Origin of the sequence: Aliirhizobium smilacinae (assembly GCF_006335145.1) — a bacterium.
GTDB classification, from domain to species: domain Bacteria; phylum Pseudomonadota; class Alphaproteobacteria; order Rhizobiales; family Rhizobiaceae; genus Neorhizobium; species Neorhizobium smilacinae.
In genome coordinates, this window is sequence record NZ_VDMN01000002.1 from 83,833 (window position 1) to 96,792 (window position 12,960).

Genomic DNA, 12,960 nt, shown 5'->3' on the forward strand with positions numbered 1-12,960 from the left:
AAACGGGAGGATGACATGCGGGACTTCTGGAAATGCTTCATCGGCTTTTTCTGGCTCGCCGGAACACTTGCTCCTTACACTACCGCGGCAGCCGAGCCTAAAGTGGTTGAGGTCGGCACCGACCATTATCGCGGGAGATGGCTGGAAATCGGCCGACGGCCCATGTGGCTAACCGATGGCTGTGTCGCCGGTTATTCGTCCTATCGCCGCGGAAAATCACCAGATGAGGTGCTCGTCGAGGACGGATGCCGTGTCGGCAATCCGGAAGGCAGATTGAAGACAGTGCATGGGACAGGGCGCATACTCGATTTTGATAAAGACAAGGCAAGGATGCGTGTTCGCTATCCGCTTTTGATTACATTCAACTACTGGGTTCTTTATAAATCGCCGGACAAGACCTGGTTCATCAGTGCCGATCCTGACCTGACCAATCTTTGGATTTATGCCCGCACCGTGCCGTCCAAAGCCAAACTCAAGAAAATGGTCCGAAAGGCAAGCCAGCTTGGTTATGACGTTCGCAAACTGGAGTTTCCCGAACCGTAAATGCCTGCCCAGGTTCGGCCTGACAGGATGACCGATACATTCTGTTGGTTGCCCTGGTGCGCATCTCGACATGACAAGTGGGTATAAAGCCGGCTACGAGTTCCCCCAATACAGAAGCCGTATTCACGTCAACCTCGATTACTGTTTCGAGGAAGGGTCGGAAGTAGTGTAAACGCCGTACCGCCCATGAGTATCGGCAGGATTGCGGCCATGCCGAAAGCCATTGCGGGTTGTCCCGGCAAGCCGGAAAGCAGCTTTTCGCGAGTTCGCAGCTTGGCTATCCGCACGATTTTGCAGCTTCCAAATCTGCCGATAAGCCAGCCGTTTTAAGCGCCGCCACGAGTTCAAGCACCTCAGCGGGATTAAGCTCCAAGATTGGCGTACGGGATTTTACGGTAGGAATGCGGCCCAGAAGCTTTAGGCATGTCTTCAGTCGCAACGTAGCGAGATGGCCTGGCGCACCGTAAACTGCTCGAGCAAGAACATAAAGCTTTTCATGGATCTCTCGTCCCACAGCAAGATCGCCACGGAGAATGGCCCGGTCGAGCGCAACGATCAGTTCCGGCACGACGGCGGCGAGGCTGACAAGACTGCCGTCGCTGCCGATCGCAAAACAGGTGAACAGATGCTCGTCGCCCGATGCCATGACCGCGACATCCGGGCGCAGCTTCCTGGAAAGCCTCCGCGTCAAATCATAGGCCGCGGTTTCCCAGCTGCCTTCCTTGATGCCGACGACACTTTCGATTTCCAGGAGTTTTGTCAAAATGCTTGTCGAAAATGCTGTCTTTCCGGAACCGACGGAGCCCTGGAACAAGAACAACGGCAGACCGGAAGCGGCCGCAACGGCCCGATGATGCTCAACGATCAACCGCTCGTCTGCGCCGAGGGCCCAGGAAAAGGGCGGAAAGACCATGACGGCATTCGCACCATACCGCGCAGCGTCCTCGGCGAGAGCTGCGGCGATATCCGTGCGTTCGGAATTGATCCCTGCGACGATCAGGCTTTTGCCGCATGCGGCTCTGGCGGTCCTCACGACTTCCGCACTTTCAGCTCGGTCCAGCGCAAAATTCTCGCCGGCATGGCCGTTGATCAGCAAGCCGCTCATGCCGTCGATACCCGCAACCGACGACAGATGCGCAGCAAGATTGTCGATGTCAATCTGGCCGGTCTCTGTCATCGGGCATATGGTTGAAGCGAAGATTCCGGCGAACGTGTGATCCCGGCCTGCTGTCTGCACCATTATACTTCCTTCGATTTTCAATGTTTGCGTTTTGACCCGTCAGGCGCCGACATATTCGCTGATGCCGCGCGCCAGGATCTGCCCGTGCCCACGATCGCCGAGTACCTCGCCGTCGCGATAGACGATCTTGCCACGGACGAAGGTGGCGACAGGCCAGCCGGTGACCTCAAAACCTTCCCAAGGCGTATAGTCCGAGCCGTGATGCAGGATTTCCTGACGCAATGTCTCCTTGCGCTTTGGATCCCAGAGACAGATATCGGCATCGAAACCTATGCCGATCGAACCCTTTTTCGGATAAAGCCCGTACATCCGCGCGTGGTTGGTCGCCGAAAGTGCGACAAAGGTCTGCGGTGTGATCCGCCCCTTGGACACACCTTCGGAAAATAGAATGGGCAACCGCGTCTCGACACCCGGAATGCCGTTCGGTACCCAGCGGAACGAGGAGCGTGCCTTGGGATTGAGCTTGCCCTGCGGCGAGTCATAGCGGAATGGGCAATGGTCCGAGGAGAAAGTCTGGAATACGCCTTGGGAAAGGCCTTCCCAAATCGCCTTCTGGCTCTCGGCGTCCCGCGGTGGCGGCGAACAAACGTATTTGGCGCCCTCCATGCCCAGGCCATCGAGATCCTCGGCCGTCAGCGTGATATATTGCGGGCAGGTCTCGGCATAGACCTTGAGGCCGCGCCGCTGTGCCCAGCGTACCTGTTCCATCGCCTCTGCTCCTGAGACGTGGACGATCATGATGGGCACATCGACCAGCTGCGCGTGACTGATTGCCCGATGCGCCGCCTCCCGTTCGACCACTTCTGGGCGTGATACGGCATGATAATAGGGCGCGACCTTGCCTTCCTGTTCGAGCCGTTCAGCGAGGAAGCGGATGGTGTCGTAGCCTTCGCAATGCACCATGACGAGCGCTTTTTCCCGTCGCGCGACGTCGAAGACGGCAAGCAGCTCTCGATCGTTCAAAACGAGATCGTCGTAGGTCATGAAGACCTTGAATGAGGTATAACCGTCCTTCACCAAAGCCGGCAATTCCTGGCCGAGCACGGCCGGCGTCGGATCGGAAATGATCAGGTGGAAGCTCGTATCGACAAAACACTCGCCCTCGGCCAGCTTGCGGTAATCCTCGACCGACTGTCTCAGCGACTGGCCGCGCTTTTGCAGCGCAAAGGACATGACGGTCGAATTGCCGCCCGCCGCGGCAGAAGCCGTGGCAGAAGCAAAATCGTCCGCCATCACGATGCCCGGCCCGGAATCCTGCGCGATATGCACATGGCTGTCGATGCCACCGGGCATGACCCAAAGGCCGGACGCATCGACTTCCTGCCGCGCGCCGGTGATCTCGTCCGAGATTGCCACGATCCGGCCGTCGAAAATACCGATGTCGCCCTTGTACATGTCGCTTGCGGTGACAATCGTTCCGCCGCGGATCGCAAGATCCAATTCGCTCATGACAGACTCCCTTTTGCCGGTCTCTTGAAATCAGACCCGCTCGAAGGCGATGGACTGGGCACCTTCCCACAGAACCTTCTTGCCGATCGTGGCCAGACGGTCATGGCCTTCGGTAATCGTCAGGAAATGATTGCCGGCAAGCTGCCCCGCCATGCTGGCGAAATTGACGCGGCCATAAGCGATGAGGATTTCCGTCTCGCTGACGCCACCCGGATAAAGGATGATCTCGCCCGGCGCGGGATAACTCGTCGCGTTCTCATAAGGAACGTCGAATTTCATGTCGCCCAGGGGCATCCAGACGCCCTGCCCACTCCAACGCACGTGAATGACCTGTTCCATGAAGGGCAGCCGCGCCAGAAAGCTCGCGCATGTGGCAGGCGCCTTTTCCATTTCCAGCCGCGCGGGAAAGGTTTCCCCGGCAATGGTAATCTTCAACATGCTCAACGGGTTTTTCCTCCTTCGATATATTGTCTTGTCCTTGTCGCGCACTCCATTGCTGCTTCCGCGAGAAGGTTGATCTCGTTGGTCACGACGATCAATCGGGCGCCAAGTGACAGGGCATGGGATTCAAGCAGCGCCGGCGGCACGCCCATCACGCCAAACACCTTGCCGTTTTCCCGTGCCGCAGTTGCAATGCGGGAAAAGGCGGCGGTGACTTTAGGATGGGTGAGATTGCCAGTATGGCCGAGCGACTGGGCAAGGTCCTGTGAGCCGATAAGCACGCCATCAAGACCATCGACGGCAGCGATGTTCTCGACCGCCGCAAGCGCCTCCGCGCTTTCGATCATCGCGAAGATACGGAACCCTTCCTCGGACGCCGAGATCAGGTCCGCCGCCGGGACCGGCCAAAACGAGGCGGCAGCGATAGGGCTCGGCAGCGAGCGGTTTCCTTTCGGCGGGAAACGCAGCTTGTCGACGATGCCACGCGCCTCGGCAAGGCCGTCGACATGCGGCACGATGATCGCACGCGCGCCACAATCGGCGGCTCGTGTCAGATGGTCGGACGATGCTTTGGGCACCCGCACATAGACCGGGAAACCTGCCATGCGTCCGGCCACACACAGTGTCGCCGCCTCGCCAAGCGACATGGCGCTGTGCTCCATATCGGCCACCAGGAAATCGAAACCTGCATGTCGAGCAACCGGCAGGATTTCGACACTTCTGAACACACAGGCAGCCATGCCGAGTTCAACACTCATTCTCATTTCCTCATCAAGCTATTTCCGACGCGCGGACAATCCTCGGGCGCCTCGTTCGATACCCGTTTAGTGAATGATCTGATCGAGGAAATAACGAGCCCGTTCGGTCTGTGGCGCGGTAAAGAACTGGTCCGGCGGCGCCTGTTCGACGATCCGGCCCCGGTCCATAAACACGACCCGGTCGGCGACCTCGCGCGCGAAGCCCATTTCGTGGGTCACGCAGATCATTGTCATGCCGTCGCCGACGAGGCTCTTCATCGTTTCCAACACTTCCTTGACCATTTCCGGATCGAGCGCCGAGGTCGGCTCGTCGAACAGCATCACTTTCGGCTGCATGCACAGCGCGCGGGCGATCGCCACACGCTGCTGCTGACCACCGGAGAGCTGAGCCGGAAATTTCTGGGCCTGGTCGGCAATATGGACACGCTCCAGAAGCGCCCTGGCGCGATCCTCGGCATCCTTGCGCGACAGGCGATGCGCCGACATCGGTGCAAGCACGCAGTTTTCTAGAATAGTCATATGGGGAAAAAGGTTGAAGTTCTGGAAGACCATTCCCGTCTCGCGCCTGACCCGGTCGATCGACTTCGGATTATGTTGCAATTCGATGCCGTTGACGAAGATCAGGCCTTCGTCATGTTTCTCGATATGGTTGATGCAGCGGATCAGCGTAGACTTGCCGGAACCGGACGGACCACAGATGACAATACGTTCGCCTTTTCCGACCTTCAGGTCGATCTCGGTCAAAGCCGTGAAATCGCCATAGCGTTTGTAGACCGCTTCCATGCGGACTGCATATTGGTCCTTCTCGCCCAGACCGTGATGTGTATCGTTCGTCATTGGAACCTGCCTTTCTGGAAATCAGCGCCGTTTGGCAGGGGTTGATTTGGCATTGCGGTCGAGGGATCGGCCGAAATGGCTTTCGAGGCGCTGTTGTATCAGGTCCCAGACCGAGACGAGCAGCAGGTAATAGACGGCTGCGGCGGCATAAACTTCAAGGATCTGGAAATGCTCCTGCATCAGCATGTCGCTACGCCGCATGATTTCCTCGACCGAAATGACCGAGGCAAGCGAGGTCGCCTTGAGCAGTGAATTCACCGAATTGCCGAAAGGCGGGATCATCAGACGGAAAGCCTGCGGCAGCGTCACGCGCCAGAAGATCGTGCGCCTGGGGACGCTGAGCGCCCATGCGGCTTCGCGCTGTCCCTGTGGCACGGACATGAAGCCGCTACGGATGATCTCGGCCAGATAGGAGGCCTCGTGCAGGATCAGGCCGATCAATGCCGAATTGATGACGCCGAGTTTGATACCGAGCTGCGGCAAGCCGGTATAGATGACCACGAGCTGGATCAGGAGCGGCGTGCCGCGGAAGAACCAGATATAGGTTCGCGCAAAACCGTACAGAGCGAGATTCTGCGACATTCTCATCAGCGCGATGATCATGCCGAGAACGAGGCCGCCGGCGACACTCGCCAAGGTCAGTCCGATGGTGACGAGAACGCCCCCCATCAGGAAATGATTGAAAAGATAGTCGACGAATGCTGCCGGATCGAAAAAACGCACGTTCATCTCCTGTTGGGCGTGCGGCACGGGATCTCGGTGCCATCGTTAGGATCATCGAGCTCGCGCGCCTGAAATCGCATGATGATGATCAGGCGCGCGAGAGCTGTTTGCAATCAGGCCGGCTCTAATCAGGCAGGACCGGGACCAGCGATTTCGACCGGTTCGTCATCCTTGAGAGGAGTCAGGCCAAACTTGTCGAACAGTGCCTTGTAGGAGCCGTCGGCGCGCATTTCTGTCGTTGCCTTGACGATCGCCTCTGCAACCGCCTTGTTACGGAAGGACATGGCGGTGCGCGCCGCGCCGAGGCCGGAGAGAACTTCCTTGACCCTGCCCTTGCTGACGAGATCGCGTGCCACGCTGTCGACCAGAAGCGCATTATCCGTCTGTCCGGCAAGAAGCGCAGCAACCACGTTGGTGGCGGTCGGGAAGGTGCGCATCTCGACGGGCTTGGCACCCTTGGCAGCGCTGTCGTCGCTGAACTTCTTCAGCCAGTTCATCTGGTAGGTGCTAACTTCGACCGCCGAGGTTTTGCCGAGCAGTTCCTCCGGCTTGGAATAGGCTTCCTTGCTGTCCGGTGCCACGACGACGGAGACCGACTGGCGACCGTTCGGCACCAGATACATCAGCTTGGAGCGTTCTTCGGTCCAGAACATGCCGGTATTCATGCCGTCGATGCGGCCGGCCGTCATCGCCGGGATCATCGCCGGAAAGTCCATGCGGACGAGTTCGACCGGTAGGCACAGGCGTTTCGACAATTCGGCAGCCATCTCGACATTCAGGCCCTGCAGCTTGCCGTCCTTGTCGATGAATTGCTGCGGCGGGTTGGTCGGGTTGATGGAAAGCTGAAGCTTGCCTTTTTCAACCAGGTTCTCATCGCTGATCACCGGTGCGGTGCAGGCAGCGAAGGCGGCGGCAGGCGAAAGTACGAGGGTCGCGACGGCGCTCGCTTTCATAAGAAATTTCATCATGTTGTTCTCTCCGGAGTGGTGAAATTTTGAATTCACGTCTTGTCTTTTTCTTATCCTTGTTCCGCCGCCACAGCTTGGAAAATGGCGACGGCCTAAGCGCATGACACCCGACTGCTCAGCCGATTGGACGAAGCTGGATCCGGGTGAAATTCCTGACATAAGGCTCGAAGGGACCGAAGCCCTTTACCTTGGAAAACTCGGGTGTCTCGAAAGCCCAGCGGCCGGCCACCTCATACATCGCGGCATAACGCGGACCGTCTCCGACAGAGACGAAGCGCTTGGCGGAAAGCCACCCCGGGCAGGCAAGAAGGTCCGGAAAATGCGTTTCGACATACCATCTGTTGAACGCATCCTCATGTTCCGGGTCGATATCGACACGCACGATATGGGTGAAAGCCTCGTCCTGCATCGCGATCTCCTTAAGCCAGCCGGATGTCGCCGGCCGTGCGGGCAGCTTCGACAACCATTGCAATATTGGCGGAAATCCCTTCTTCGGTCGGCATCATCGGCGCACGCGGCGATGCGTTACGGATCACCCCGAGCGCCTTGAGGCCAGTCTTCATGCGCGTGTGCATGTCGATCAGCGGCGACGGTCCGTAGATCGCGCGAACGATCGGGTAAAGACGGTCGTTGACAGCGCGCATGGCAGAGAGATCGCCGGCAGCGCTTGCCTGCCAAAGCTCTGCAAACAGATGTGGCGCAAGACTGCCCAGACCCGAAAGGATGCCATCGGCACCAACCGCCATCTGTGGCAGGAACCAGTTATAGTTAGAGGCAAGGATCGACACATGCGGGCTCGCTTTCTTCACGGCGCGCCAGTTCTCGTCATAGGCCAGCATCGTATCGCTGCCTTCCTTGACGGCGATGACGCCCTTGATCGAAGCAAGTTCGCACAGAGTCTCGGTCGAATAGCCGTAACCGGAGGTGACCGGATACTGGAAAAGCGAGACCGGGATATTGATCGCTTCGGAAACAGCACGCACATAGGCAACCGGTGCACGCGATGTCGCCGAGGCCCCGCCGCCAAGCGGGCCCGGCGGAAAGAGAACGGCACAATCGGCACCAGCCGCCTCGGCCATCTTCGCCTCCGCAATTGCTTCGGCGGTGGAGGCCGTAATTATCCCCGCAAGAACCGGCTTGTTCGGGATATGGGCGCGGGTACGCTCGATCACTTCGCGGCGCTCGGCCGCGGTCAGCAGTCCGCCTTCGCCGGCATGGCCGTTGACGAGGGCGGCGGTGACACCGTCCGGCGCGACACAATAATCGAGCACGCGGGCATAATCGTTCCAATCGATCGAGAAATCGTCGCGATAGGGGAGAAGCGTTGCGACCGTCAGGCCTTTCAGATCCGGTGTCTTCATCGTCGTCCTCATGTCGCTTTCTCAGGCCGCCGGCTTTTTGCGGGGAAATTTCAGTGTCGCCTCGGCCTTCAGCACTTCCAGGCCGTCTTCATTGCGGGCGCTCGCCTGCCAGATGATCGTGCGGTTTTCCTCACGTTTCTCGGCAATCCAGACTTCGAACGTAATGGTGTCGCCGTAGACGACCGGGCCGGTGAACCAGAAGCGATCCTCGATAGATATGCCGACAACGCCGACGAGTTCGCTGGTCAGGATGCTGGTGCACAGCCCCGCGACCATGATGCCGGGCGCCAACCTTTTGCCGAAGCGAGTGGCGCCGGCATAAACCTCATCCACGTGAACAGGCCCGAAATCGCCCGTCGCCGCGATGTAGAGCGCGCCGTCGGCCTCGGTTATTGTCTTGGAGATCGCAACCTTGTCTCCGACATTCAGGTCATCGAAGGATTTGAAGTCGTACATCGCATCACCCCTTCGCCGCGAAGGGAACGAGGCGGGCCGTGCCTGCGATGATTTCCTCACCGGTACCACTGTTGATGCAGGAGATCTTGCAGACGGCGTCATCTCCTTCGATCGCGGTGATCTCGGCGCTCGCCTGCACGGACTCGCCGACGATGACGGGAGCCATGAAGGTGAGTGCGATCGCGCCGATACGTCGGTCAGGGCCACCGAGACGGTTGAGACAGGTGGTGGAAAGAGCGCTGACGGCAAGTTCGAAGGAAACCATTCCGGCAGCACCGGCCTTCGCGGCGGCACGCGCATCAACGTAGAGCGGGCCGAGATTGCCGCTGATGCCGGTGAACATAGCCTGTTCTGCGACCGTCATCGTCTTGCGGAAGGAAAAGGTCGCGCCGACCGCCAAGGGAGCCATCAGGGGAGATTGCGTCGTCATTGAGAAGTCTTCCTTAGAGATTGAGGCCGTTCTTGATCATGCTGCGGGCGATCAGCATGCGGTGGATTTCAGACGTGCCGTCATAGATGCGAGTAACGCGTGCATCGCGATACATCCGCTCCAGCGGAACTTCCTTGGTGAAGCCCATGCCGCCAAAAACCTGGATGGCGCGGTCGACGACACGGCCCTGCATTTCGGAGGCTGCGACCTTGATCATCGAGACCTTGTCGCGTGGTTCCATGCCTTGATCGATTTCCCATGCGGCATTCAAGACCATCATCTTGACGCCAAAGATCTCGATTGCGCTGTCTGCAATCAGCTTCTGCACCATCTGGAAATCGCCGATCGCCTGGCCGAACTGCTTGCGCTCACCGGCATAGGTGCGCATCATTTCGAGCGCACGGCTCGCCATGCCGACGGCACGGGCACCGATATGGGCCAGGCGAATTTCAAGAACGCTCTTCATGATCAGCTTGAAGCCATTGCCGACCTCGCCGAGCACGGCAGATGCCGGGATGCGGCAATTGTCGAACACCAGCTCGGCGTGACCGTAGCCACGATGCCCCATCATCGGCTGATTGCGAGCAACCTTGAAGCCGGCCGTACCCTTGTCGACAAGGAAGAGAGTGATGCCGCCGCGAGCGCGCTTTTCCTTGTCGGTCAGCGCCATGACGATCACGTAGTCGGCAATGTCGCCATCGCTGATGAAATGCTTGGTACCGTTCAGCACCCACTCGTCGCCATCGAGATGCGCCGTCGTGGTGATGGAAGCAGCATCCGATCCGGCGCCCGGCTCGGTAATGGCCATGGCACAGATCTTGTCACCGCGAACGGTTGGCAGCAGATATTGGTCGCGCTGGTCGCCTTCGCAGGCGAGAAGCATCGGATAGACCTGGCCGAATACGCGGCGGATCAGTGCATCGGAGGTCTTGCCGAGTTCTTCCTCGACCAGGCAATGGTCGACGCAGGAGAGACCGCCGCCACCGACATCTTCCGGCATGTTCATCGCATAAAGGCCGAGTGCCTGCGCCTTCGCCTTGACGCGTTTCAGCTCTTCGGGGGGAATACGGGCGTCGTGCTCGGTCGCTTCTTCCAACGGCTGAACCTCGGTCTCCACGAATTTTCGGACAGTTTCGACCAGCAGCCGGCTGTCATCCGTCAGTGAAAAGTCTATCATCTTGTCTTCCAATCGGCCCGAAGGCGTTATCCATGATGCAACTCGGCCGGCTCTGCCTGCCCGATCACACCCATTCTGATCAGCGCGTCCTGCCTTTCGGCCGACATGCCCAGTTCCGTCATGATGTCCCGGCTGTCCGTGCCGGGATAAAGCGGCATGCGTCGCATCGCAGGCGTCTCCCCGTCATAGCGCAGCGGATGATTGATCAGCGTGGCCGTCTTGCCATTGATGTCGATCTCACCGAACACGCCCATATGTTTCGCCTGCGGATCCTCCAGCAGGTCCTCATAGGACTGGACACGCTCGAACCAGACTCCATGTTCGTTGAAGACGCTTTCGACCTGGAAAAAACTGCGTTTCGCAAGAATGTCTGCCATGACGGCGGCATAACGATCACGCTCGGCATAACGGTCGATCGAGCGCAGCGCGCGCAAGTCGTCGCTGTCCAGCGCTTCGGCAAGTTTTCCGGCGTCGTTCATCGAAAGCACGATGCGGGCGTCGGTCAGCGTATAGAGCCCGTAAGGCGCATCGTGATACCAGCTACCGCAATTGCGGCCGCGCTTCACCCGGTTCGCCCGGTCCGGAGCCGCGTAATATTTCGTCAATGCCTCGACCTGCAGATCTATTGCAGCAGCAAACAGGCTCGATTCCACCCTTGCGCCCTCGCCTGTCTGCAGGCGGCGGACATACGCGCCGAGAATGCCCATGGCGAGCAGTGAGCCGCCATGTTGATCGACCACTGCAGCGCCGACGACCGAGGGACCATCCTCTCCACCGCCGGTGGCGGCAATCAGGCCAGAGCGCGCCTGCATAAGCAGATCCTGGCCGGGCCGTTTGGCGGCAGGCCCGGTGGCACCGAGGCCGGAGGCGGACGCATAGATGATCGCCGGGTTGATTTCGCGGACAGCTTCATAACCGAGGCCGAGCCTGTCAAGCACGCCTGGGCGATAATTCTCCACCAGCACATCCGCGTCGGCGATCAAATCGCGGGCGATCGCAAGGCCCTCTTCGGATTTCACGTCGATGGCGATCGAACGCTTGTTGCGGTTGACCGCCAGCGAAAAGGCGCTGACATCTGTCACCCATGAATTGCCGCCCGACCAGTGGCGCTCGAAGGCACCCTTGAGTGGCTCGATCTTGATGACGTCGGCTCCCATATCGGCCAGATACTGGCAGCAGGCCGGGCCCTGCAGATAATGACAGAAGCTGATGACCTTCATGCCGATTTCCATGGAACCCGCCATCATTTCGCTCCAACCGCCGAGGCGGCAAGGAGCGCATCGATCTCGGCAGCGCCGTAACCGATTTCGCCGAGAACTTCGCGGGTCTGGGCGCCGAGCCGCTGCGGCACCAGTCGCACTTCGGGCGACTGGCCGTTATAACGGGCCGGATGCATTACCATCGTCACATCCTTGCCATAGGCGCCCTCGACCGTCTTGAAGGCTCCCATATGTGAGAGCTGCGGATCGGCCTGCAGGTCCTCATAATCCTGGACCGGCGCATGCCAGATCTTGCCGGCCTCGAGTAGAGGCAGCCATTCGGCGGTCGTTTTCTCCGTCAGCTTTCCGGCGACAAGCCGGGTAATTTCCTCGCGGCGGGCAAAACTGTCCGTGTCGGTAAAATTTTCCAGAGCGGCAATACCGAGCACGCTGGCCAGCGCCTTCGGTGCCGCCATCGAGACGGCGAGATGACCATCGGCCGTCGCATGGATGCCGTAAGGACCGGGCGAGAACCAGGAGGCTATGCCGGCCGGGCCACGCGAGGTCGGCGATTGCGCTCCGTTCAGCCATGCCGTCAGCGGCTCGACCTGCAGGTCGATTGCGGCCTGGTAAAGATTGACCTCGACAAGACGCCCTTCGCCGGTCTTCGCCTTGGCGAAAAGCGCTGCAAGGATAGCCATGGCATAAAGCGAAGCCGCGTGCTGGTCGACGATGACGGCGCCGACCGGTGTCGGTGCGCCTTCGGCAGTGCCGGTCCTGGCGGCAAGGCCAGACATTGCCTGCAAAAGCAGATCCTGGCCCGGCCGATCACGATAGGGGCCATCGCCGCCGAAACCCGTGGCAACCGCATAGATCAGGCTTGGATTGATAGCCTTTAGCTGTTCGTAACCAAGGCCGAGTTTCGCCATCGTGCCGGGCCGGAAATTCTCCATCACGACATCCGCCGTTTCGACCAGTTTCTTGACGGCTGCGACACCCTGCGGGTTCTTCAGGTCGACCGCGATGCTGCGCTTATTGCGGCCGGTCGCAAGATGATTGACGCTGTCACTCTCGACGAAACGATTGGCGACAGCCCAGTTACGCTGGAAGGCCCCTTCGATCGGTTCGACCGCGATAACATCCGCGCCAAGATCAGCCAAAGTCTGTGCGGCAAGCGGGCCGGCCAGAAAGTGATTGAAGCTGAGGATCTTAACGCCGCTCAAAAGGCCCATTGACGAATGTCACTTTCCGGATCTGGTGATTTTTTACTCAAGGGCGAATGTTGCCTTCGAATGAGGCAATGATAGGTCTGCGAATTCGCAAATGGCAATATGCCCTTCAATTATTTTAACTGTTGATTTCATATCCTTCTTGAATA

General features: G+C 59.2%; 15 protein-coding genes. 1 reads left to right on the top strand and 14 read right to left on the bottom strand.

Annotated elements, in window-relative coordinates; translation table 11 throughout:
* The first annotated feature begins 15 nt into the window (after positions 1-15).
* Positions 16-543, top strand: a complete 528-nt coding sequence (locus tag FHP24_RS11275; protein WP_139676306.1) for a lipocalin family protein — start codon at positions 16-18, stop codon at positions 541-543.
* Positions 544-820: 277 nt separating this feature from the next.
* Here FHP24_RS11275 and FHP24_RS11280 read toward each other — a convergent pair whose 3' ends face one another.
* The 14 genes from FHP24_RS11280 to FHP24_RS11345 all read right to left on the bottom strand — a co-directional run bounded on the left by FHP24_RS11280 (position 821) and on the right by FHP24_RS11345 (position 12,814).
* Positions 821-1,783: a dihydrodipicolinate synthase family protein gene (locus FHP24_RS11280; protein ID WP_139676307.1), complete on the bottom strand. Its 963-nt coding sequence runs from the start codon at positions 1,781-1,783 to the stop codon at positions 821-823.
* 39 nt (positions 1,784-1,822) lie between these two features.
* Positions 1,823-3,232, bottom strand: coding sequence for a dihydropyrimidinase (hydA, locus tag FHP24_RS11285; protein ID WP_139676308.1), 1,410 nt, complete (start codon positions 3,230-3,232; stop codon positions 1,823-1,825).
* 30 nt (positions 3,233-3,262) lie between these two features.
* The gene (locus tag FHP24_RS11290; RefSeq protein WP_139676309.1) at positions 3,263-3,670 is read right to left on the bottom strand and encodes a DUF3830 family protein; all 408 of its coding nucleotides are present in this window, start codon (positions 3,668-3,670) and stop codon (positions 3,263-3,265) included.
* A 2-nt stretch (positions 3,671-3,672) separates the two neighbouring features.
* Complete coding sequence (locus FHP24_RS11295) at positions 3,673-4,431, bottom strand: HpcH/HpaI aldolase family protein (protein WP_210237823.1); 759 nt, start codon at positions 4,429-4,431, stop codon at positions 3,673-3,675.
* Between the two features lie 66 nt (positions 4,432-4,497).
* The gene (locus tag FHP24_RS11300; RefSeq protein ID WP_139676310.1) at positions 4,498-5,268 is read right to left on the bottom strand and encodes an amino acid ABC transporter ATP-binding protein; all 771 of its coding nucleotides are present in this window, start codon (positions 5,266-5,268) and stop codon (positions 4,498-4,500) included.
* A gap of 21 nt (positions 5,269-5,289) precedes the next feature.
* Entirely contained in the window at positions 5,290-5,991 is a 702-nt protein-coding gene (locus FHP24_RS11305; RefSeq protein ID WP_139676311.1) for an amino acid ABC transporter permease, read from the bottom strand.
* Positions 5,992-6,119: 128 nt separating this feature from the next.
* Positions 6,120-6,959 carry an ABC transporter substrate-binding protein gene (locus FHP24_RS11310; protein WP_139676312.1) on the bottom strand — a complete coding sequence of 280 codons (840 nt, stop codon included), beginning with the start codon at positions 6,957-6,959 and terminating at the stop codon, positions 6,120-6,122.
* Between the two features lie 115 nt (positions 6,960-7,074).
* Positions 7,075-7,368 carry a DUF4286 family protein gene (locus tag FHP24_RS11315; protein WP_139676313.1) on the bottom strand — a complete coding sequence of 98 codons (294 nt, stop codon included), beginning with the start codon at positions 7,366-7,368 and terminating at the stop codon, positions 7,075-7,077.
* Positions 7,369-7,378: 10 nt separating this feature from the next.
* A complete protein-coding gene (locus FHP24_RS11320) occupies positions 7,379-8,320 on the bottom strand; it encodes a dihydrodipicolinate synthase family protein (RefSeq protein ID WP_246091705.1) in 942 nt (313 codons plus the stop codon).
* Positions 8,321-8,341: 21 nt separating this feature from the next.
* Positions 8,342-8,776: a MaoC family dehydratase gene (locus FHP24_RS11325; RefSeq protein WP_139676315.1), complete on the bottom strand. Its 435-nt coding sequence runs from the start codon at positions 8,774-8,776 to the stop codon at positions 8,342-8,344.
* Between the two features lie 4 nt (positions 8,777-8,780).
* Positions 8,781-9,206 (bottom strand): MaoC/PaaZ C-terminal domain-containing protein, encoded by a 426-nt coding sequence (locus tag FHP24_RS11330; protein WP_139676316.1) that lies wholly within the window; start codon positions 9,204-9,206, stop codon positions 8,781-8,783.
* A 13-nt stretch (positions 9,207-9,219) separates the two neighbouring features.
* Positions 9,220-10,383, bottom strand: coding sequence for an acyl-CoA dehydrogenase family protein (locus FHP24_RS11335; protein WP_139676317.1), 1,164 nt, complete (start codon positions 10,381-10,383; stop codon positions 9,220-9,222).
* Positions 10,384-10,409: 26 nt separating this feature from the next.
* Complete coding sequence (locus tag FHP24_RS11340; RefSeq protein ID WP_139676934.1) at positions 10,410-11,627, bottom strand: CaiB/BaiF CoA transferase family protein; 1,218 nt, start codon at positions 11,625-11,627, stop codon at positions 10,410-10,412.
* Complete coding sequence (locus FHP24_RS11345) at positions 11,627-12,814, bottom strand: CaiB/BaiF CoA transferase family protein (RefSeq protein WP_139676318.1); 1,188 nt, start codon at positions 12,812-12,814, stop codon at positions 11,627-11,629. Before FHP24_RS11345 ends, FHP24_RS11340 begins: the two co-directional genes overlap by 1 nt.
* Positions 12,815-12,960: the final 146 nt, after the last annotated feature.